This is a genomic window from Paenibacillus sp. FSL W8-0439 (genome assembly GCF_038008995.1).
Taxonomy (GTDB): Bacteria; Bacillota; Bacilli; order Paenibacillales; family Paenibacillaceae; genus Paenibacillus; species Paenibacillus polymyxa.
In genome coordinates this window covers 4452116-4475891 of the sequence record NZ_JBBPAK010000001.1, presented here as the reverse complement: position 1 = coordinate 4475891, position 23776 = coordinate 4452116, and the positions used below count along the sequence as shown (strand labels likewise).

The window sequence follows — 23776 nt, the reverse complement described above, 5'->3', positions numbered from 1 at the left end:
AAGATAACCAACAGATACAAGAGGTTCAAGAGAGGGGGACAAGTATGAAAAAGTGGATATTTCGCTACCGCTACGATATGGCGGCAATCCTATTGATGCTGGCTGCGATTGTCGCATATCTTGCCCCCATCTATGGATTAGGACAAATCGTATTCAGTGACATTGCCTTTGGAGCCACCTCTCATCGGTATCTGGAGGAAATAACCGGGGTATGGAACGAACGATGGTCTACCTCGACCTTGTTCAATGCTCCACGTATCCTGTACATCTTGCCCTTCTATGGACTTTCACTATTATTTGACGAAAGCGGCCCGGTCTTGCTCAAGTCGTTTATCACAGGTTTGTTATTTGTCTCGGCATTTTCGATGTATGCCTTTGCCAAGCGACTGGTCAGCGTGTATTATTCACCAAGTTTTACGAAAACCCGTATTTTTGCCATCATGGTTGGTTCGTTGTTTTACGCACTGAATCCGTGGGTTATTTTTCGCATCCAGCATATTTATTTGCTCTGTGGGTATAGTTTGTTTCCGTTAATGCTGCGATTCTTTTTCAGTGCGGTGGACCCCAAGTTTCAAATTCAACAAATTAAAAACTATCATCCCCATAAGTTGTATCAGCGGAACTGGATTGACCTGTTCCTGCTGGCTGCAGTATTCACTGTTAGTGCTGCGGCCATTCATTATTTTTTCTTCGGGATGATTTATTTGGGATTGTTCACCATGTTGCTCCTGCTCAAACTGACCTGGACTCATCGTAAAGCCGGGCGCGCCTATTTACAGCCCTTATACAGTAATTTTTTGCGTAAAGGCATGATTTTTGGTGTGTTTTTCGGACTGCTTAGTTTTTACTGGTTGTCCCTGTATGTAGGTAGCATGTTGATGGACGCTCAAGCGTCTCAGCATAATATCAACGTCGTGGATACGTTGTCTCTGTTCAGCCGTAATAGCAGTTTATATAATGTGGGTTATTTACTGAGCTATTGGTGGCCAATGTTTTCCTTTTCCTCACTGCCTGCCATGTTTTATGTAGGTGGGGGATTCTTATTGCTATTGATCGGATACGCGATGGTGACACGTTCACATAAAAATCCGATCATTCTGATCTTCTCGCTCCTTACGCTGTTATTTATGGTTGCAGCGACTGGAACGACATTTCCGTCCATTGCCAAGTGGTTTGTTATTTTGGTTACGAAAACCCCTGTGATTGGTTCGGTTTTCCGTGATCCTAACAAATTTATTGGACTGCTTTCCCTTAATTTCGGAGTGTTACTGACCTTTGGCATAATTCAATGTATGGAATGGTTTGGATCATCGCCGCTACAGCGTGTGTATAAAAAGCTGGCGGTTGTTATCGTCGTTTTGTGTCTGGGCGTATATTTTGCTCCCTTGCGTACCCAGTTCATTGAGGGGTACTACAAGCCGGTACAAGTGCCGAAGGCTTATAGTCAAATGGCTGAAAAGCTGACTGACCCAGATCGTTTTGACAGCAAGGCACTGTATTTTCCGATTGCTGATAATATGATTCAAAGCTATAACGGAGTAGCGACGCCCAAATGGAATAAAGGCAAGACGGCCACCGAGAAGGCAACCGGGGATTTTCAAGTATACTCTTCTCCTAAAAATACGATCTTTCATCATGAAGGCAATGATCCCGGTATCACATACTATATGAATTTTCTGCAGTATGTTATGGACAACGGATTAAGCTCGCGATTAGGCTGGTTGTTCTCTACTTTTGGGGTCAACCAGTTGGTTTACCATGACGAATATGAGGGACAGGAGAAACGGCAGGATTTCCACCTGTCTCAGCTGGAAGGTCAGATCGGGTTGAAACGTACGTATAAGAACGATTTATTTTCCATATTCAATCTTGATCAGACACCGCCCTATATGAATATTCTTGCAAGTAAAATTGTGACACCTTACGGATTTAGCCGACTGGAGAGTTACAGTCATCTGCCTGGTTTTGATTTCAGCCGTTTTGGCGTGCTGTTCAGCGCGTTGAAGCCTGAGTTAAACACCATTCAGACGGTCAACAAGAGGGATTATGTGGAGGCAGCCTCCTTTGATGACTTGCTGTTGTCCCAGCTCCCGGCAGAGGATTACTTGCGGCCTTTTGATGCCATTGAGGATGGTAATGCATTTTTAAAATGGTCCAAAACTTTTGCATCAACCAACGATTGGTTGTGGTATTTATCCTCCCAAAATATACGGAACTTCCCGTTTGATATGGAGATGGATGCAGGGATTGCGGTCACCTTCGCCAGTAAGAAGCTGGATGTGGCACCCTATCAGATGAGCAGTATTGAAGGCAAAACGGTGCTTGATTTTGACTCTATGCTGAGAACGGAAACCTTTTTCAAGCCTGATAATCCACAGTTGTTCAGTGTGCAGGCTAACCCCCGAGAGGAATCGAACGACGTGCCGACTCTGCATGGTGAGATTATGAAGGGAGATCCGAGTAATATATGGCAGGTTGCTAGATCGGGATTGCTAGAGGCCAAGGAAAATAACCCATATCAGTTCCACATCACCGTTTCTGGTCGTGGGACGAACAAAATGCATGTAAAAATGAGGTTTTATGATAAGCAAATGCGTGAGCTGGGGGTTAGCTATGTTGTGGCGCCTTCAGAGGGATATAATTTTGACAGTGTAAAATTTTACGGGGAATACGTCTCGCCGCCTGGCAGCTATTGGATGCGAATGGATTTGTTAACCCTCCAGCGTCCGCAGCAAAAAAATTACTGGTGGATTCACGATATTCAGCTGCGTGATTTGGGGAAATACAGCAAGCCCAACACGTTTACGATGCATAAAAAGATGGACCAGCCTCAAACCTCGCATGTATATGCAAGAGTGTTCATGAATAAGGCAGGCGGGAAAATACAAGTCACACTGCCCGATGGAGTGGCTAACATCAAGACCCGTGATGAGGGATTAAACCAATTTCAATGGGTTGATTTGGGAGAACATGTTTTTCCAAAGGGAGATAACCCAATCACGGTTAATAACCTGCAAGGCTTTAATGCGGTCAATCAATTTGCGATTGTTCCTGTGGATCAACTGGATCGATTATCTTTTCCGGTGGAGCAGGCATTGAAGCGGGGCAAGCTCTTTTTCACCTTGGAGGCAGAGAACGATTTTAATGCTCAAGGGAATGTGCAGACGGAACGTGCTTTACCTAGACTTAGTATGGGTCGGGGAATCAGTTACCAAAAAGGGACGTTAAGCAGAGAAGTGGAAGTCGCCAAAACGGGAACCTATGCCACAGCTATTTTGGCTAATTTACCTGCCGGATATGAAGGATCGTTAACCATGAAATGGAAGAATGAAGAGACTGGAGAGGTGCTGACCAGAACGCTTCGTACGGAGGACTCTTATAAGCGATTACCCGCTACCTCTTTATCCGAAAAGCAGGTTATTGAAACGGTGCCCAACCAAGATAGCTTTGCCAAGAAAAGCATACAAATTCCCGGTCTGCTGAACGACTATGGCCGAGTCGAATTTAAAAATCTGTTCTTAACCAAGGGAAAATATCGCTTAACCCTTGTACTGGACAGTCAGGTGCCGTCATTGAGCCATTTTGCAGATATTCATCGAATGGGCGGGCAGGAAGTGATCGTGATGCCTGGGCAGGACACGAAGGAATCATTGAGCACGGATGTTGGTTGTGTAGCAGATATTCGACCTGGCCAGACGGATCTATCCATCAAGGACACAGAACTGTCCATCCGTTACGCACCTAGCTATTCCTGTGATTGGAATATTTATGCGTCCAAAAAAATGAAGGCGGAACCGCTGCAAGAGTATGCCGTGCAGTTGGATGCACGGTCAGAACAAATTGGAAGTCGGCACATGAAGGTCATTTTCTTAAATAAAGCGTCCCAGGTTCTTCAAACCTCCTATATTGATGAGGTGGAGGAGAGAGATAAGGAGCAATGGAATCATTATGACCAGATTGTAAAGGCTCCGGCAGGAACCACCATGATGCAGTTTCAGATTTTAGCGCATGCGCACAAGAAGCAGACGGGCTTATTTCAAATGAAGCAATATTCCATCATCCCTTATCAAGCGATGATTACAGTGGATCAATTTACGCTGTTTGAGGGAACGGATATGGATACCTTTTTTATAGCACCACACGCTGCGGAAAGCATTCAGGCTACTCGTGAAAATTCCATGGAACGTAGTTTTACGCTATATAATCCAATGCATCAGCAGGTGCTGATCCGGGAGACGGAATCACCCAATCCACTATGGGAGTTCAGGCTGGGTAACGAAAATCAGCGAGCGCGTCTATCTGTGAATGGAGTAACTACCGGATTCATAACGAATGGCAGCGGAAACGGTAAGGTTGTCGTTATTCTGGCTTCAGCCTACCGTTTTGGCTGGGTATTGTTTGTCATAGGTATCCTGGGCGGAGCAGCTTGTTTTCTTCCATATCGGCGATGGACAAAACGGCAGCTTCCATAAAAAGAAAGCTGCCCAGAGGGAAACAGGCAGCCGCTATTACGACTACATCTCGTATTTATAGCCTCTGCCCCAAACGGTACGGATATGCTGAGGGTTTTTAGGATCACGCTCAATTTTTTTGCGGAGGCTGGAGATATGTACGTCGATGGTACGGTCCAGATAAGCACCATCTCCGCCTTTGACCCGATCCATCAGCTCGCTACGGGTAAAGACTTTCCCTGGATTGCTGGACATCTCTTTTATAATAGAAAATTCGATGTGAGTAACTTCGATTTCCTGGTCATCGACCAACAGGCTATGACGGTAATCATTCACCCAAACTCTTACCTTTTTAAGCTTTTGGGTTATCGTTCGTGATTCAGTGAGCATGTTGCTACCACTGCGGCGCAGCAAGGCTTTGATGCGGGCATTTAGCTCCCTCAGACTGAAAGGTTTGCATAAAAAGTCATCTGCTCCGTCATCCAGAGCCTTTATTCTTATATTCAGCAGGGTGTTATTAGAGATGACGAGCATAGGAACCGTGGTAAATTGACGGATGTGACTGATTAGCTCAGATTCGACTTTACCGGAAAACATTAGAGCGGTCACAATAATGTCCGGCTTAAAGTGCATTAATGTAGGAATTGCGAGTTTACAATCATAGATTAGTTCGGTATGATAGCCTTCCTCCTGAAGATGAAGAGCAATCATATCAGCCAAACTTTTTTGATCTTCAAGGATGAGTATTTTTATAGGCATGACTGACATCTCCTGTACGGACAAAGATACCATTAACATGGCATAACTATGTATGTTCTACGATGATACATACTTATGTATTCGGCAAAAGCACGAAAAGCAAACAGTCCAATAATGTAAGAAAATATGAATTTAGAGGAAGAAGGTTGCATCTTTGCGAATGATTTTATTATCCGGAGGCTCGGGTAAACGTCTATGGCCCTTATCCAATGTGAACCGTCCGAAGCAGTTTCTTTCCATCCTACGTCATGACGAGCGGCCGGAAAGCATGCTGCAACGGATATGGAGGCAGTTGGATGAGGCGAATTTGGCAGATCAAGCCTATTTTTCTACGAGTGGAACTCAGGTCGAACTGATTCAGGGACAAATTGGTGGAGACGCTGTAGTGATTGAGGAGCCGACTCAGCGGGATACCTTCCCGGCCATTTCCTTGGCTACCGCTTACTTGCATGACATTGCAGGTGCATCACGTGACGAGATCGTGGGGGTCATGCCGGTGGATGGCTATGCGGGGGATGAATTTTTCGAGCATCTGCGCAGGCTTCCTTCCATATTAGAGCAATCAGGAAGCCATATCGCATTGATGGGGGCTGTCCCAACGGAGCCCTCAGATAAATATGGATATATTGTGCCTTCAGCTCCTTTACTTGACCAGGAATATTATAGGGTGAGTTCATTTGTAGAAAAGCCCGATCTGATTCGATCTGAAGCCTTGATCCGTGAAGGAGCCTTATGGAACTGCGGAGTGTTTGCTTTTAGACTCGGCTTTTTATTGGATGTGCTGGCGCAAATGAGTTTACCAGCCGATTATAAAACACTTTCGACAAATTACGCAGACTTGCCTAAAACCAGCTTTGATATTGCGGTAGTGGAGCACACTCGTAAGCTCTCCGTGCTCCCATATCATGGAGAGTGGAGGGACTTGGGAACGTGGGATTCGTTGGTGCGGGAAGTAAGTTCAAAGCTAAGCGGTCCCGGATATATTTCGGAAGCATCACATGACTCGCATATCATCAATGAACTGGAAATTCCGGTTAGCATCTGGAATGTCCCAAACATTATTGTTGTTGCTGGGCCGGATGGTGTGCTGGTTACGGATCGACAATCATCAACAGGAATTAAGGATATGGTGGCAGAAATTGAAATTGGACCGCGTTTTGAGGAGCGATTCTGGGGAAAGCAAACGGTCTTGTCCCATCAACAAGCGGCAAGCGGGTTACAAACGGTCACCAAACGTGTTGTCATTTCGAACGGGAGATTTATCAGCTATCATGAGCATCAGTTCCGAAAAGAGGTTTGGACCATTGTTTCAGGAACCGGAAGTGTCTGTATCAATGGGATGACACAGACAGTCAGCCCTGGTATGGTCATCGTTGTAGAACCTGGTACCAAGCATTTTATAGGTGCAGTAGAGGGAGATTTGGAATTCATTGAGTCACAAATCGGACATATCGTATCCGAAACGGATATTATTCGATATGAATTTCCCGATTCGATTGATGCTCGTACTGTATAATCGCCTGCAATATAGGAACGGATGGGTGTAAACAAGGCTTTCCGAAGCGAGTGAAGTGCGCTAGGAACTATTTTTAATCAGCTTGATGATTTGGACATTCTTAATAAAAGGTATTCATGCGTTGTTCGCTTGAATACCTTTTTTGCATGAACAACTCTATTATTCTCAATGAAATGGATAAAAAAGAGGCTTATAAAATGAGTTTTTTGGAGGTTAGCCATTCTTTTACGGCATCTGTACTGAGATCTCTTTTTGGCGTCCATTCTATTTTATCCACCAGCTTGCCGTTCCTGAATTCTGCAATCGTGGGGGTGTATTTTACGTTGTAATCTGCTTTGAACTTATTCCATTGGGATTTGTCCTTATGAATTTTGTGAACGTTTAAAAAAGTAATTTTGGAGCCCAGATTATACTGTTCAATCATCTTGTTAAAGTTAGGCTCAAACCGATTGCAGTCGCCACAACTGGGTCTGCCAACATAGACAAATACACTTTGATCCTGCTGAATCAATTGTTTAAAACCATCCATTGTAACCGCATTCAAGTGGTCATATATTTCGGGGTAATTGCTTTTGCTCGCTTGGATCTCTTTATCTTTCTGCTGAACTACCTGCTCCAGGTCTTGAAATTTAACTACAGCTGAAATAGCGATACCAATGATAAGCAACACAATGACACTTAACCCGGCGATATATCCTTTTTTCACAGAAATCCTCCTTTTTTTACAATCTCAAACTTACAATATATGATATTTCCATTTTTCGCTGTAACACTTGTCTCATGATGTATAAAAAAGAAGCTTTCCATTAGGAAAGCTTCTTTTAGTCTGAAAGTTAAACGTTAGACTACAACGGTCAACAAGTAATCCTCACGCTTCACTTCCGTTTCCATGGTGTTCAGTACATCCAGATATTGAGCGGAATTGGTTACGATGATCGGCGTAGTCGTTGTATAGCCTGCCGCTTTAATTTGTTCGATATCAAATTCAAGCAACAACTGTCCTTGCTTCACCACATCACCCTCTTTGACGCGTTTGTCAAAGAATTGTCCTTTCAGCTTCACTGTATTAACACCAACGTGAATCAAAATTTCTGCTCCGTCATTGGAAGTAATACCGATGGCATGTCCGGTCGGGAATACTGTCGTAATCGTTCCGTTAACCGGAGAAGTCAGCACACCCTCTGTAGGATCGATCAAGATTCCTTTCCCCATAGCGCCTGAAGCAAAAGCAACATCAGAAGATTGTTCCAATGGCAGCACTTTACCTTGCAGCGGACTTACGAGGATTTCCTTTTCGATCGCTACTTCTTTTTTTACGGATGCTGTTTCTGTTTTTGCAGCTTCTTCTTTTGGATCATCAAAGCCCAAAATCATAACCAATACAACTGCAAGTACAAAGGCAACGAGTAAGCCGATAACAACCCACAAGAACCCAGCTCCAAAATAAGTTGGCAACGCCAGTAAACTAGGCAGGGAGAAGGATTTTGCAGTTGCTCCGCCGGAAGCGATAATCGCGCCCCCAATACCACCAGAAATACAAGCATAGATGAAAGGCTTTTTCAATTTCAAAGTTACACCATAAATTGTAGGTTCAGTAATCCCGAATACAGCTGCCAGTGTAGAAGAACCAGCCAAAGCTTTCATTTGAGTATTTCGTGATTTCAGGAATACCCCCAGTGTTGCACCCGCTTGAGAAAGTACGGCTGCTGTAAGCATTGGAAGCATCGTGTCATAACCCAATGTTTGAATATTGGACAGCATAATAGGAACGAAGCCCCAGTGTACGCCGAAAATAACAAATACTTGCCAGAATGCCCCAGCAACAGCTCCGGCAATCAATGGGCTTAAATTGTACACCCATGTAAAACCGTTCGCCAAGCCTTGGCTGATCAGGTTACCGACTGGACCAAAGGCCAAAAACGTCAACGGAACAACAACTAGCAGTGATAGCATAGGGACGATAATGTTTTTAACCGATTGATGAACAAAGGAATTAAACCAACGTTCCACATAGGACTGTACCCATACCGCGAGAATAATTGGGATTACGCTAGAACTATATTTAATCAGAATGATTGGAATCCCGAGAAAAGCCAGTTTTGCCGGATGGTCCACCGCTGCAATAACATCCGGGTAGACGAGGGCTCCAGCAACTGCGACCGATACAAAAGCATTCGTCTTAAATTTACGGGACGATGTAATAGCTAGGAATATAGGCAAGAAATAAAACACGCTGTCCGAAGCGGCGTTCAGAATGAGATACGTACCGCTTGCAGTATCAATCCAATGGAGCGACGCAATTAAGGCCATAATCCCTTTGAGCAAACCAGCTCCGGCAAGAGCACCCAAGAGAGGTGAGAAAATGCTGGAAATGATATCGACCGCTTTGCCAAGAAAATTCGTTTTTTCGGAAGATTCTTCTTTTTTCGCATTTGGATTATCTGCATCCTGCAGATTTGTTTCTGCCATCATATGCTCAAAGACCTGACCTACATTGTTACCAATGACCACTTGGAACTGGCCACTGCTTTCCACCACTGTAATGACACCAGGTGTTGCTTCCAGTGCAGCTTTGTCTGCTTTTGTGCGATCATTTAATTTAAATCTCAAGCGTGTAGCGCAATGGAATACCGAATTGACATTCTCTTCGCCGCCAACGAGAGTCACTATTTTTTTGGATAGCTCTTTATCACTCATGTTCAGAACTCCTTAAGTGTTATTCTTGCTACTGATAGGATTTACCGTTTACATTTGTTGCTGAGATGCGCCGGCGTGCATCTTTTTAAACTTGTAAACAAGAAAAACCTAAACTCGTGGTGAAAACTGCGCACTCCTCCTATAAGGAACGTCGATTTCACCATCAGTTTAGGTTTTGCCTGCCTTACCAGTCACAATCCATGAACGATGAGGATATAAAGTTTTTAGCCTGATATGTTATTACGCTCAGTTACCCGATGAATGTGAATCGTTAGATATACATACTCATCTTTGCTTAAATATTGATCATATGTTTTTTCCAGATACTCATTAATTTTTTGGGCACAAGCAAAAGCCTCGGTATATGTTTGCTTTACCTGGTTGTACAAAAATTCTTCACCACTGTGAATAACCTCTTTGCGAATCACTCGCATTGCAAAATATTGCAAATGGGTCAAAAATCTCGAATAGCTAAAAGAAGACTCATCCAGCACAATCCCGTAATGATACGTAATAATATTCAATATGTGTTGGACAATCTCGGTCATTTTCAGTGTAGCCTTCATCTCGTTACCATCAATCCGTGCATTCACCATATGCAGTGCAATAAATCCCGCTTCGTCTTCGCCCAATTTTACACCGAGCGTATCTTCAATTTTTTGTAGAGCATCCAGCCCAACTGCAAATTCTTTTTTGTAAAAGCGTTTAATTTCATACAGCATCGCGTTTTTGAGTGCCAATCCTTTTTCTTCCCGCTGTATGGCAAAATGAATATGGTCGGTCAATGTTAAATAAATGTTATCACTTAACTCCGTATCCAGCACTTCGGCTGCATGGGTCACGATTTCATTCACGACCTCCAGATGAGACACAGGAATATCGTTTAGCAGCTCAGTTAGTCTGGCCGTGAACTCGTTTTCATTTAACATGAAAATCTTATCTATTTTATGATCATCGACTTGGTCGCCAGCCACCTTTTTGAAGGAAATACCTCTTCCCATGACGATGACCTCTTTGCCTTTATCGTTTTTAGTCAACAGGACGTTGTTATTGAGCACCTTCTCAATAATCATTGAAGTTCCCCCTCCCATCCTTTACCAATAAAAAATGCCCAAGCACAATTCAACACTATTGTTAGCAATAGCACTCAATTGAACTCAGGCATTGCCCGCATCACCGGTCACAATCCTTCGATATAGTGCTATTGTAGCACAAAAAAAAGCGATTTCAACATATTTTATTCTCTTTCGACAAAAAATATTTCATATCAAGGCCCATTTGCCTAATTTGCAAGTCAATTGTGCCCTTAAGTAGTCGTACGCTCAATGAGACTGTATTCTAGCGAATGAAGCTCCATTTGGCGTCCAATCAGCTGAGGGGAAAGCATGAAAAAAGCATTTTGTGCCTGAGCCATAATGGGATTTTGAACCGTTGTAATCCCCATGGTGTGCGCCAGCTCCGTGTTATCAAACCCAACAATCGCCAGATCTTCCGGTACCCTCAGCAATTGTCTGCGCGCTTCGCAGAGAATGCCCACTGCTACATAATCGTTAGCACACAAGATAGCCTCTGGAAATCCCTCCCGATGCTGTAACAAATTGCGCACGACCTGTTCGCCATCACGAATGTTATAAATAGAAGAATAGTTCCAGTGTGGCAGCACCGGCAGATTGTGTTCACTCATGATCTGCTCATAGGCTCGTTGTCTGCTGTGAGTATTGATGCTGCTTGGACGACCAAAAGCATTGGCTATACGTGTATAGCCTTTTTGTATCAAATGTTTTAATGCTAACATGTATCCTTCATATTGATCCATAGCGACGGAGCGAATATCGGTATGCTCCATTCGTTGCCATGCCACGATCGGTCCATATTTGCAATAGGTACTCAAAAAATCAGTGTCATTCACGCAGGAAATGATGACCAGCGCATCGACTCTTTTTCTTTTTAAATCCTCGAAAGCTTGAAGCTCTTTCTTTTTGTCTTCTCCCGAAGTATAAATAATGGTTTGGAATTCATATTGGCCTGCGATTTCCACAAAGCTGTCCAGAAATGCCAGCACAATTTCATTGATAGTTGAAGTGATGATACCAATCTGAAGCGTCTGACCCTTGGATAGAGAGATCGCATTCCGATTAGGAACATAATCTAATTCCTGCATGATTTTTAAAATTTTAGCTCTGGTTTCGTGACTTACATGGGGGGACTGATTTAACACTCTGGATACCGTAGCTTTGGAAAAGCCCGCCAGTTTTGCAATTTGATCAAGATTCGACATGATGCTTCTCCTCACCTGAGAAAAAAATACTTGACATGAAACGCGTTACAACAATTAGGATGCTTTATGAGGGCATTACGTCTATTTTAAAGCATCTGTCGATGCATTTCAAAGGAGAACGGTTACCGTTAGTTATGGATTCGCATTGCAGCACCTGACGGGTTACTGACTAAAGTGAAAACATTAAATTAAGGAAAGAGGTTTTCATACCATGACGAAGACGCTAAAAGGATTCCCGAAAAACTTCCTCTGGGGCGGGGCAACTGCAGCCAACCAATTGGAAGGTGCTTTTGACGTAGATGGAAAAGGTCTATCCAGCGCAGACATGATAGCCTATGTACCTAAATCAGAACGTAAGAACGATCATGCTATAGAAATTTCGTCCGAACGACTGGAGGACATCTTGGCAGGGAAGGTAAACGCCCGTTTTCCAAAGCGTGAAGGTGTGGACTTTTACCACCACTACAAAGAAGATATTGCCTTGTTTGCAGAAATGGGCTTTAAAGTATTCCGGATGTCCATCCACTGGTCGCGGATTTTCCCGAATGGATATGATGCCGAGCCGAATGAAGCAGGATTGCAATTCTACGACAATGTATTCGATGAGCTGCGCAAGTATGGTATTGAGCCTTTGGTAACATTGTCGCATTATGAAACACCGCTAGGTTTGACACAGAAATATAATGGCTGGTTGGGACGCGAAGTCGTGGATCATTACGTAAAATATGCCGAAACGGTATTTACACGCTATAAGGATAAAGTAAAATACTGGCTGACCTTTAACGAAATTAATGTCATGACTATGAGCCCGTTTACAGGCGGCGGTGTGGTTATTGACCGTGTAGAAAACAAGCAACAAGCGATATATCAAGCATTGCACCATCAATTTGTAGCAAGTGCATTGGCGACCAAACGGGGACATGAGATCATTCCGGGCGCTCAGATCGGCTGTATGCTGGCCCGCATTGAAAGCTACCCACATACGTGTAACCCAGAAGATATTCTGAAAGCACAGCATGAAAATCAAATGAACCTGTTCTTTACGGATGTGCATGCTCGTGGGGAATATCCCAACTATATGAACCGCTATTTTGAAGAAAATAATATTGTGATCCAGACAGAATCCGGCGATGCCGAAATTTTGAAAAATAACACGGTCGATTTTATCTCATTTAGTTACTATATGACCTTGACCGTATCGGTAGGGCCAGAAGGCGAAAAGGCAGCAGGGAACCTGATAGGCGGTGTGAAAAATCCGTATCTGCAGTCTTCCGACTGGGGATGGCAGATCGATCCGATCGGCCTGCGTGTTACACTGAATACGTTTTATGATCGCTATCAAAAGCCACTGTTCATCGTGGAAAATGGCCTGGGTGCGTATGATAAGGTAGAAGAAGACGGCTCTGTGCATGACACGTATCGCATTGATTACTTGCGTCAGCATATTGCCCAAATGAAGGAAGCGATTGCTGACGGTGTTGATCTGATTGGTTACACCAGCTGGGGACCTATCGACCTTGTGAGCATGTCTACGTCCGAAATGTCCAAGCGCTACGGATTTATTTACGTTGATCTGGATGATGACGGTAACGGAACGCTTCAACGCTCCAAAAAGGACTCATTTAACTGGTATAAAAATGTGATAGCAACCAACGGTGAAGAATTATAATTCCATATCGTTTTGGCGGGTACAGCAGAGAAAATCCTCAGGATGCAATCTGCTGTACCCGCTTTTTGTATAGACACTCTATTGATTCTTTCAGAGGGCTTCACAAATTTTTCACTTGTAATAAGCTGAAATTTTTCTGTATAATGAATAAAAATTTCATATGTCTGGTTGATGTTTGCGGGAGATGGAATGAAAGTTCCAACCGAAGGGGCAAAACTCTCAGGTGCTTAGGCTGATTTACAGCAACGAGCAGGGACCGTAAACGGACAGAACTCTGGAGAGACCCTTAATTGGGCGCCGAAGGTGCACCGCAGATCACATCTGCTTAAACTCTCAGGCAAAAGGACAGAGACGCGAATAACCTGTGACAGGGATAGCCCTAGGCTTTTTATAAGCTTTTAGAGATGAAATCCTGCACAAGATGGTTGTATTTTTTCGTGCCTTTAACCTCTCCAGGAGTCGAATCAACAGATTTGACTCTTTTTTGTTTTCTACTATGCTGGAGGAGCGGGTTGAAATGAATTTGGTACATGTGTTAGAAACGATTAGCAGTTGGATATGGGGGGCGCCTCTCATCATCCTTGTTATGGGAACGGGGTTATGGCTGACCATACGTCTAAAAATGTTGCAGGTATTCCGCCTGCCCCTGGCGATCAAGCTCATCGGTAAGGCCCCGAATGAAGGTAGCGGGGATGTAAGTAGTTTTGCGGCTTTGAGTACGGCATTGGCGGCTACCGTCGGTACAGGAAGTATTGTCGGTGTAGCGACAGCCATTAAGCTGGGCGGGCCGGGTGCCTTGTTCTGGATGGTCGTTGCAGCCTTCTTTGGGATGGCGACGAAATATGCGGAAGGTGTACTTGCGGTAAAATACCGGGTGAAGGATCGGAATGGACAATTTTCCGGCGGCCCGATGTATTATATTGAAAAAGGCCTGGGACGCCGTTTTAAACCGTTGGCGATGCTGTTTGCTTTTTCAGGGATGCTGGTAGCGTTGTTCGGAATTGGAACATTCCCTCAGGTCAAGGCGATTGTATCTTCGACTGAAAACAGCTTTGGCGTTCCGCAGATTGTAACGGCGCTGACAATTGCTGTCCTTACAGGTCTTGTGACCATTGGTGGACTCAAAAGCATTGCCAAGGTATCGACGAAGGTCGTTCCTTTTAAAACAGGCCTGTATGTATTAATTTGTATCATTGTACTGATTCGATTTGCTGACCAACTTCCTGCCGCAATTGCGCTTGTGCTTCATTCGGCATTTTCAACTACATCGGCAACCGGCGGATTTGCAGGAGCTACGATTATGCTGGCCATGCGCAGTGGGGTAGCCAGAGGTATTTTTGCCAACGAAGCTGGATTGGGGAGCGCACCGATTGCAGCCGCAGCTGCCAAAACCAAATGGCCTGCGGAACAAGGGCTGATTTCCATGACGGGTGTGTTTATTGATACGATGGTTATTTGTGTGATGACCGGGTTGACGTTACTGGTTAGCGGGGTGTGGAGCGGGCCTACCGATGCAGGCTTGATGACTCAGCAAGCATTTTCCAGTGCATTTCCGCTGGGAGCAGAGCTGCTCACCATCATTCTGATTATGTTCGCATTCACCACCATGCTCGGCTGGAACTATTACGGGGAACGCTGTGTTGAATACTTGCTTGGGGTTAAGTGGATCAAGCCTTATCGTTATTTGTTCATTGTACTGGTTGGCGGGGGCGCGTTCATTAAACTGGATGCGATTTGGCTGCTGGCAGATATTTTTAACGCCATGATGGCTTTTCCGAACCTGATTGCACTGCTCGGCTTGTCGGGAATTGTTGTTGCAGAAACCCGGACTTATATGAATTCTTTGTATCCTAATAAGAACAAGGGTATTCTTGCTGGTGCCAATGTAGGGGCGGCTATCCAAGTAGAAGAAAAGGGACAAACGGTAAATTCATAAATACTAAAAGGGAGTATCCTCAGCCATCACAGGCTTGAGGGTACTCCTTTTTTTAGGTTATAAGACTGGTGATTACCGACATTTTATTTATTCTGAATATCTCTTAATCCATAACGTTTACAAACCTAAGAGTTATTACATGGGAGCATAATCGTAATTTGAAAATGCGAATCCGTAATAGTTGTATTTAAATAACCACCATATTTCTTTATCACTTGCTGGATGTTAAGTAATCCATACCCATGTTTTTTTAAAGGGGGATTGTATGTTTTGGTTGAGAATGCTGTATTGAGATAATTACTTTTTGAATTGCGAACATAAATCCATAGGGCAATATTATCGGTGAAAATTTCCAAATGAATTGAATGCTCTTTCTTTCTAGGAAGCTGCATTACAGCTTCAATAGCATTATCGAAAACATTACCTAAGACAATACATAGATCATGACTTCCAATACTAATATTTGCCGGGTTAATATGGATTTGATGGAAGAAAGCTATCCCACTTTTATTAGCGATGCTGAAAGTATGATTTACTAAAGCATCAATAACGAGATGTCCTGTTGTTATATGAAGTTTTGGTGAGTCTATATTTTTTAGAGTTTGGTTGATGTGATTAACACCCTCTTCCGTCCTCTGTTCTTGTAAACAAGCACGGACAAAAATTAACTGTTTTTTGAAATCATGAATACTTCGTTTGATATCACTAAGAGATCGAGTTGTTTCTTTATAACGTTTTTCTTGCATCAGCATTTGCTTTTGAAAAAAGCATGAGAGGTTTGACTTTTCTATCAACTTGTCCGTTAGAAAGACAATAATCACGTTCATTCCAAGAATACTGATGATTGACATTATAAAGAATAAATTATGTTTCATAAAAGAAAATAAACCGTAATGTATGAGCAAGTTAAACGATGTTCCTATTAATATTACAAAATAATACACAATCCCTATCTTGTATTTCCTTCCTTTTTTAAAATAATGAACTACTAGTACTGTAATAAGTATGAAGTGTAAAGAGGCGAAAAGTAAAAAAAGGTTAACTATTGGATTGGAAAAATGACTTTGCTTTGTTGTGCTAAATAAAAATAAAGAGTAATTAGAAAACGAGGTGACATTAATGTAAACGCAATGATTCAAAAAACTCACCCTTCCTGAAAACGAGAAATTATAAAACGAGCATACGCCTCACGAAGTGATTTAGCGTGAGAACGACCTACAGGGAATTCTTGTTCGTTTGACATAATAACAGAAGTAGCTGAAAACTTACGTATATGAACTAAATTCACAATTATTGACCTATGTATAAACACAAACGGATATTTTAATTGTTCATAAACCGCTTTCAACGTTCCGGAAATAAAATAGTTGTGTGAATCCGTTGCAATACAAAGTTCATTATGGATGTAATTGTTTTCACCTTTTGAGATGACTATGATCTCAGAGTGTCTCAATACAAGATGCTCAGTTTTATTTTTCACAGACAGAAAGTGGGATACTGAAGAACGCATATAATGACATAGTTTATTTATTTTTTCTACAAAGAGTTTATAAGTAAGGGGTTTAAGTAAATATTGAAATGCTTGTACTTCAAAACTTTCTAGCATGTATTCTGGATAGTTAGTTAGAAATATGATTTGAACTTCTCGGTCAGGAAAAAGGCGAATAAGTTTTGCAGTTTCAATTCCCGATAATTCCCTCATTTCAATATCTAACAAGATAATATGAAAGGGGTATCGCTCTTGTGAACTGTAAGATTTGATTAGATCTTCCCCAGATAAAAAGAATTGTAGATTAAAATCTAAGGATTCACTTACTGACATACACATGAAAAAGTGTTGTAAAATTTTATGCATTGCGGGATCATCGTCACAAACAGCAACTTGAAACAAATAGACCACCTCAAATATGTTATATAAATCCAGTATATTGTAAAAAAAGTCTATTCGAAGTGATGTTTTACATATGAAAAAAATTACCATCAGGTTATGGAATTTTTGTTAGTAAAAGTTCAAATGCATACTTATACTGTGGAGAGGACGTAGCCCAGGCGAGGGAATGGATACGTTCTTCTTTATTGCTTAGAAACCTTATTTTCAGCCTTTATAAAAGTATTCAGTTAAGGCTCTACTGGTTCAGTTCGCGTCACGATAACGGCAGGAACAAGCAGTTGCACGCTCCTAGTACTTTTAATCTTTGTTGCTGTCTCAAGCAGTCTAATCCTTTACTTTCTTTGGACATATAAACAAAGAATTAACAAGTAACGTACTTTGCCATTAAAGAAATATAGGTAACAAAAATATTAATCTCACATGAAGCTGACATATTTGGTTGTTGAGATGGACTTTTTTGCATTTCAGGATACAAGCTTATTTTTTCTTTTTGCCTTATGCTACATTAAAAGCCGAGAAGAAAAAGCTATCTAGTATAGATATTGTCCAGAGAGAATAAAGTATATGAATAAACTATGAAGGTGTAGGATGGCTTTTAAATTCAGTCCGGTTTCGGATGATGGACATCTATTCTTGGTGGCTAGTGTGCACTGCGAGAATGCAATTACAACTCAGAATGAGCGTACATTTTATTTTTAAAACTTATGTGAATTTTGTCACTAGTTAATCGATTCATAATTACATAGGGACCGCATCCATTCTAAGGAGGGCTAAAATGAAAGCTTCGCAATATAACTTTATTTTTAATGACATTATTGAAAATACCGATAAAACGGTACTTTATAATTCTCGAACAGGTGCATTGGCAGTTCTTGAACCGGAGTACTATAAACAGTTTTGTGAACTTACAAACAATGGATTGGCAATAAATAATGATACTTATCTTAAAAATCTTATCGAATGTGGCTATATCGTAGAAGATAATATGAATGAAAAAGCATATGTAAAGGTAAACCTCTTAAAAAATCGGTTTGAATCTTCTAATTTAATGCTAACAATTGCCCCTACAATGGCCTGCAATTTTAGATGTGTATACTGTTTTGAGAAAGACCAATATCATAACAAAACTATGAGTCAAGAAACAGCTCAAAGTATAGTCAATTTTGTTAAAACAAATGCTAGTAAACTTGACACTCTTAATGTTACATGGTATGGCGGTGAACCCTTGATTGCAATGAAGCAGATAGTTAGGATATCGGAAGATTTTTTGGAAATATGTAAAGAAAACAATATACAATATACGGCCAGTGTCATTACAAACGGCTATCTTTTAAATAAAGAAAAAGTTCAAACGTTAATATCATGTGGAGTAAATGATATTCAAGTCACTGTTGACGGTCCTAAAGAAGTACATGATCTTAGACGCCCTTTAGTAAGTGGAAGAGGGACATTTGATGTCATAATGAATAACCTCAAGCAAATTAAAGGGATGATTAAGATATTTATGAGAATAAATACTGACCAAGACAACTGGTTGAATTTACATGAAATCGTAGGATTCTTAAAGGAAAATTCTTTATTGGAAAATGTAATACCTTATCTAGGATTAGTTACGCCGACGAATGGAAAGTATGAGGGAACTAAGTGCTTGACAGACGAGATGTATTCAAAATTTAATTTAAAATTTATGTCGGAAAATGATATCCCAATTAGTTATATTTATCCTGCACCTAAAGGTAATTATTGTTCTGCGGACAAATATAATAGTTTCGTTATTGATCCTCTTGGTCATTTATATAAATGTTGGAGCGATATTGGAATTATTGAGCAGTGTGTTGGAAATATAAATGAAGATACATCAGTGAAATGGAATACTGAGCTTCTTGGTTGTTATTTATTATATGATCCTACTGAAGATGAAAAATGTTCAGACTGTAAGTACTTACCTGTGTGTTTAGGAGGATGTCCTCATAATAGAATGGCAGACTTTAACATATGTGAGCAATATCGTTATAATTTGCAGGAGTATATTACCGAGTGCACGAAAGTATTACTGGCTGGACAATTAACGGGAAATAAGAAGGAGGTTTCTGAATCATGTTAATGCTAAAAAAAATGTGTATTGTTTTATGTGGTTTCTTACTTATGGGGATGCCATTAGGTGCTTCAAGTAATGCAGCTTCAAATGATGTTAAGAATATCAATCTAACGGCTATAAATTGTAATGTCACCGTTACAAAAACTTCAGCAAGTGATTTTAGTTATGAGTATAACAAATCCTTGTATACTGTCACTTCTACATTAAGTGGATCTACAATTTACATCACAGTAAAGGGGAAAGGCTCAGCTAACGGCATTTCCGACAGAGTTAATATTTTAATTCCTGATAAAAGTTATGAAAAAATAACGGTAGAAAGTACAAAGTCTGGAGTTTCACTTCCAGAGCTAAATACTAATCTTGATATCACAGGTGTAGATGGTTCCTCAATGTCAGTTCGGGTGCCTGTAGGATACTCAAAAGCCATTAGTTATGACAATACAAAAGGTTCAGGTTCCTTAACTTTTAGTAAAGGAGCTTCGGATTACACAGTTACAGTTAAGACGACTGCAAGTGCATTAAGTGTTCCTGCGGGATGGCCATTGTTTAGACCAAACTTAACATATAACTATATAAATGGTGCAGGTAAAGCAAAGATAAATATCACGCTTGAAAACAGTGCATTTTCTATTGCAGCTCAAAAGTGATAAGTAGCATATAGTTTTTAAACTGTATGTTATTTATATAAATTAAATTTTAAGGAGGGAAAAACTATGGACGTATTGGTAAAAAGTGCTGTACAAGTAAGTGCACATTGTCCTTTCCACGGTTCAAGTGGCTGCACTCTTTCTTGTTCCTACAAGATGTAGCTTAAGAGAAGTAACATTACTTAGCGAGATGCTGTTTTTAGCATCTCGCTAAGATTTACCTAATATGAAACATAGGTGATGAATATGATAGTCCTAGAATACTTGAAAAAATACCTTTCAAAAACGCGCAAGTATGTATTTTTTTACATTGTTGTTACTTCAGTATTGTGGATTATAGGAATTATTGTTCCTTACATCACAGGCATATATATTGATTATTTAGTATCAAAAAGTAATATAAGTATCATTTTATATTTTGTACTGTTACTGGGGATTATAAATATAGTAAACATTCTCATACAATATTTAACTGCCCTTTTCTCTACGAAATTGAATAATTTATTATTATACGAAATCTGCAATGATATCTATCAAAAGATATTCAAAACTAAACTGTCGGTCTTCAAAGATAAGGATAATGCATACTTAGTTGACCAAATTAATAATGATTCATCCACAGTAGTTGACTTTTTTTCAAATAATATTTCCAACTTAGTATTGCAAGTAATCACAATAATTATCAGTGGTATTATTGTTTTAAAAGCTGATGTACTACTATGCGTTATAATTTTCTCGCTTATTCCTTTTTATATATTTACATATGTGGTTTTTAGAAAAAAATTGTATAAAGCAAATCTGAAATACAAAAAAGAAGCAAATGAATACTACTCTAAAAAAGTCGAACAAATTAACAAATTGGTTTTTATAAAGAAGAATGTACTCTTTAATGAAATGAATGAGCGGCTAAATAAAGCATTTAATTCATTATTTAGAGTTGCGACTTCACAAGTAAAAACTAATTATATTTTCTCCAATCTAAATCAATTTATATTGATCATCTGCTATATATTTGTAATCGGAATTGGAGGTCATAAAGTTGTAATTGGCCAAATGAGTATAGGGCAGTTCACCATAATTAACACGTACCTTTCAATGATCATCTCGTCAACTTCATATTTATTAAGCTTAGCAAGTTCATACCAAGAGACGAAAGTATCGATAGAACGGTTAAATGACGTTATGAACTCTGAAAATGATATTTATGGTAGTACAACACTTGAAGATTTAGAGAAAATAAGTATTAAACAATTAGGTGTTAAATATTCCGAGGAAAGCGTATTTAGAGACTTTTCTTATGATTTTTTTAAGGGGGGAATTTACGGGATTTGTGGTCACAATGGTTCAGGCAAAACAACATTACTTAATACTCTGATAGGTCTTTATAGTGATCTTTACACAGGAGAAATAGCTTTTAATAATTGCTCCATCAAAGATATAGATATGCTTGATATGAGACGTTATAGAATTTCTTATGTAGAACAGAATCCGGAGTTTTTAAATCTACCAATAAAGGAATATTTGAAATTTGGAATTACTTTTTCAAAAGAGATTGCCAGTAATCAAGATGAGCTTATAACAGCTTTTGGGCTTGAAGAGATAATAACAAAAGCTAACCTTGAAAATATACTAATAAACGAAAATGGAAGCAACTTTTCTGGTGGTGAAAAGCAAAAATTAGCTTTGATTCGTGCATTAAGTAAAGATTCTTTCTTAACGATTCTTGATGAGCCCACATCAGCCTTAGATTCAAAGAGTGTAAGTGGACTTATAGAAATATTGACCAAGCAAAAGTCAAGAAGGATAACAATTGTAGTATCACATGACCAGAGACTATTAGCAGCATGTGACCATATTTTGAATATTGAAACCCAAGAGGAACGTGATGATATTGGATTCCACAGTTATGGAGTTCTTTAGAAACATCAAAAAACAGTATGGGAATTACTCACGATTGTTTAAGTTGTTTCAGACAAAGAATAAATCCTATTTGTATGATGTGGGCACAGGCAAAGTTATGGAATGCACTGAAATAGAGTATGTATTTCTAAATAACTTACAAGTGTACGGAGATATCGAAGAGGTAATAAAACCTACCAAAGTTAATGATGATACATTGACTATTCTAATTGACTTAATACATGTTGCGCAGGAACAGCATTTATTCCAAGCACCTCCTCTTTTATCCTTTGCACTATCAAAAGATGAGGTTTTAGAAAATGCAAGAAGTCATCTAGAACAGGTTACTCTGGAGTTGACCGAACAATGTAATATGGCATGCCACTATTGTATATATCATTCAGGGAACATAGACTTCAGGGAATTTGGACGCAGGCACATGTCCTGGCAAGTAGCAGAGTTAGCAATCGATTATACTCTGAAAAACTCAGGTAAAAAAGTGGCGGTAACTTTTTATGGCGGGGAGCCATTAATAGAATTTAAATTATTAAAGCATTGTGTAGACTATACTTTAAAAAATGGTGCTGATAAAGATTTAACATTTTCAATGACAACAAACTTAACCTTAATGACTGCTGAAATCGCAGAATATCTATCTACAGTTCCTAACTTTGGAGTAGTTTGTAGTATTGACGGTCCAAAGGAAATACATGATTGTAGGAGGGTATTTAAAAATGGTGGGGGCACGTATGACAAGGCAATTAATGGTCTTAAACATCTAATTAATGCTTATGGAGAAAAGAGTAATTCTCTTATATCGCTAAGCATGGTAACACCTAGACCAGCTAATGATGTAGTTATGAAAAAAATTCAAAATTTCTTCAATTCTCTTTCGTGGGTACCTAAGGATATTACTAAAAATATTTCTTATGTGAGACACTCGTCTGACATAGAAAAAACGATTACTGAAAAAAGCTCTATGCATTGTTATGATAACCCTGTAGGGAACTGGACAATTGATCTAATGTTAAATAATACTTCTATATCAAAAAATACTCCCTTTACAATCGATTTTTTACACAAACAATTCTCAATAATACATGATAGGATTTTAACTGAAACTCCTTACCCGGACTATTGCTTAAACGGCTGCTGTTCACCTGCCTCAAGAAGAATTTATGTAACGGTAAATGGAGACTTTCATTTATGCGAGCGCATTGGAAAATCCCCTTCAGTTGGAAACGTTTATAGTGGTATAGACGAATCTGTATTAATCGATCGTTATATAGACGACTATGGTAAGGAGAGTTTGTCCCAGTGTTCCAAATGTTGGGCTATACGCCTTTGTTCGGTTTGTTACGTCGAATGTTACGATAGTGATAAGTTTAATATCGAAAAAAAGAGAATAGCTTGTAGGCGTTCTTTAGATATGCTGGAACATGCATTGATAAGCTATCATACTATCTTGGAACACAAACCACATTTATTAGAGGAATTAAACCATATTACATTGGTGTAATTCCAATCTATAATCAAAACGAGTCGAAGGAGGATTATAAATTGAGAATTGTAAATCCATTTGGAAGGAAGCCTTTAATGGCAAATACCCTTGGAATTGTTCCTTTATCTTGTATTTGTTCTTCCGGTGCTAATAATATACTTCATGACTTCGGACATGGCTCGAATTGCGCATGTAAATGTCGCTCTGATAGGCAAATGAATAGTAGTGCAAACTATGATATGGCTTTAAGTTGACCTATTAGAGAAACGCTTATATAATTTTTGAAAAATCGCTTCTACTCTGTTAAATGAGTGAAAGCGATTTTTATTAATCGTTAGATAACTATGGAGGCTAATTTACAAGGAAATATGGATAACAGGTAGACAGTACATGTTCAATCGTGTGTAAACTCAGCCTCGGAAGTAGCCTATTTT

At 40.1% G+C, this 23776-nt stretch carries 15 protein-coding genes and 2 riboswitches; of the genes, 8 read left to right on the top strand and 7 right to left on the bottom strand.

Going from position 1 to position 23776, the window contains the following annotated elements; all coding sequences use genetic code 11:
• Positions 1 to 44: 44 nt before the first annotated feature.
• Positions 45 to 4472: a hypothetical protein gene (locus MKX36_RS19160; protein WP_340865331.1), complete on the top strand. Its 4428-nt coding sequence runs from the start codon at positions 45 to 47 to the stop codon at positions 4470 to 4472.
• A gap of 42 nt (positions 4473 to 4514) precedes the next feature.
• On the opposite strand, the gene MKX36_RS19155 is transcribed toward MKX36_RS19160, so the two are convergent.
• Entirely contained in the window at positions 4515 to 5210 is a 696-nt protein-coding gene (locus MKX36_RS19155) for a response regulator transcription factor (protein ID WP_016818602.1), read from the bottom strand.
• Positions 5211 to 5370: 160 nt separating this feature from the next.
• Between MKX36_RS19155 and MKX36_RS19150 the strand changes: the two genes are divergently transcribed.
• On the top strand, positions 5371 to 6726 hold the full coding sequence (locus MKX36_RS19150) for a sugar phosphate nucleotidyltransferase (RefSeq protein ID WP_090890481.1): 1356 nt from the start codon (positions 5371 to 5373) through the stop codon (positions 6724 to 6726).
• A gap of 190 nt (positions 6727 to 6916) precedes the next feature.
• On the opposite strand, the gene MKX36_RS19145 is transcribed toward MKX36_RS19150, so the two are convergent.
• The 4 genes from MKX36_RS19145 to MKX36_RS19130 all read right to left on the bottom strand — a co-directional run bounded on the left by MKX36_RS19145 (position 6917) and on the right by MKX36_RS19130 (position 11701).
• Complete coding sequence (locus tag MKX36_RS19145) at positions 6917 to 7432, bottom strand: thioredoxin family protein (protein WP_016818604.1); 516 nt, start codon at positions 7430 to 7432, stop codon at positions 6917 to 6919.
• Positions 7433 to 7566: 134 nt separating this feature from the next.
• Complete coding sequence (locus MKX36_RS19140) at positions 7567 to 9423, bottom strand: beta-glucoside-specific PTS transporter subunit IIABC (protein ID WP_340865330.1); 1857 nt, start codon at positions 9421 to 9423, stop codon at positions 7567 to 7569.
• 224 nt (positions 9424 to 9647) lie between these two features.
• The gene (gene licT / locus MKX36_RS19135) at positions 9648 to 10496 is read right to left on the bottom strand and encodes a BglG family transcription antiterminator LicT (RefSeq protein WP_340865329.1); all 849 of its coding nucleotides are present in this window, start codon (positions 10494 to 10496) and stop codon (positions 9648 to 9650) included.
• 233 nt (positions 10497 to 10729) lie between these two features.
• Positions 10730 to 11701, bottom strand: coding sequence for a LacI family DNA-binding transcriptional regulator (locus tag MKX36_RS19130; protein WP_330720872.1), 972 nt, complete (start codon positions 11699 to 11701; stop codon positions 10730 to 10732).
• A 211-nt stretch (positions 11702 to 11912) separates the two neighbouring features.
• Here MKX36_RS19130 and MKX36_RS19125 point away from each other — a divergent pair, with 211 nt between their 5' ends.
• Positions 11913 to 13370 (top strand): glycoside hydrolase family 1 protein, encoded by a 1458-nt coding sequence (locus tag MKX36_RS19125; protein WP_340865327.1) that lies wholly within the window; start codon positions 11913 to 11915, stop codon positions 13368 to 13370.
• Positions 13371 to 13538: 168 nt separating this feature from the next.
• Positions 13539 to 13623: riboswitch (glycine riboswitch) on the top strand.
• A gap of 11 nt (positions 13624 to 13634) precedes the next feature.
• A riboswitch (glycine riboswitch) is annotated at positions 13635 to 13729 on the top strand.
• Positions 13730 to 13887: 158 nt separating this feature from the next.
• A complete protein-coding gene (locus MKX36_RS19120; protein WP_340865326.1) occupies positions 13888 to 15306 on the top strand; it encodes an alanine/glycine:cation symporter family protein in 1419 nt (472 codons plus the stop codon).
• A 125-nt stretch (positions 15307 to 15431) separates the two neighbouring features.
• On the opposite strand, the gene MKX36_RS19115 is transcribed toward MKX36_RS19120, so the two are convergent.
• Both MKX36_RS19115 and MKX36_RS19110 read right to left on the bottom strand, forming a co-directional pair.
• Positions 15432 to 16052, bottom strand: a complete 621-nt coding sequence (locus tag MKX36_RS19115) for a sensor histidine kinase (RefSeq protein ID WP_225164800.1) — start codon at positions 16050 to 16052, stop codon at positions 15432 to 15434.
• 398 nt (positions 16053 to 16450) lie between these two features.
• A complete protein-coding gene (locus MKX36_RS19110; RefSeq protein ID WP_430695095.1) occupies positions 16451 to 17197 on the bottom strand; it encodes a LytR/AlgR family response regulator transcription factor in 747 nt (248 codons plus the stop codon).
• Between the two features lie 775 nt (positions 17198 to 17972).
• On the opposite strand from MKX36_RS19110, the gene MKX36_RS19105 reads away from it, so the two are divergent.
• The 4 genes from MKX36_RS19105 to MKX36_RS19090 all read left to right on the top strand — a co-directional run bounded on the left by MKX36_RS19105 (position 17973) and on the right by MKX36_RS19090 (position 23360).
• On the top strand, positions 17973 to 19301 hold the full coding sequence (locus MKX36_RS19105; protein WP_340865324.1) for a radical SAM/SPASM domain-containing protein: 1329 nt from the start codon (positions 17973 to 17975) through the stop codon (positions 19299 to 19301).
• Positions 19295 to 19942: a hypothetical protein gene (locus tag MKX36_RS19100; RefSeq protein ID WP_017427401.1), complete on the top strand. Its 648-nt coding sequence runs from the start codon at positions 19295 to 19297 to the stop codon at positions 19940 to 19942. Before MKX36_RS19105 ends, MKX36_RS19100 begins: the two co-directional genes overlap by 7 nt.
• A 246-nt stretch (positions 19943 to 20188) precedes the next feature.
• Positions 20189 to 21862 carry an ATP-binding cassette domain-containing protein gene (locus tag MKX36_RS19095; RefSeq protein WP_016818615.1) on the top strand — a complete coding sequence of 558 codons (1674 nt, stop codon included), beginning with the start codon at positions 20189 to 20191 and terminating at the stop codon, positions 21860 to 21862.
• Positions 21828 to 23360: a radical SAM protein gene (locus MKX36_RS19090; RefSeq protein ID WP_340865323.1), complete on the top strand. Its 1533-nt coding sequence runs from the start codon at positions 21828 to 21830 to the stop codon at positions 23358 to 23360. The genes MKX36_RS19095 and MKX36_RS19090 overlap by 35 nt, the downstream gene beginning before the upstream one ends.
• The last annotated feature ends 416 nt before the right edge of the window (positions 23361 to 23776 follow it).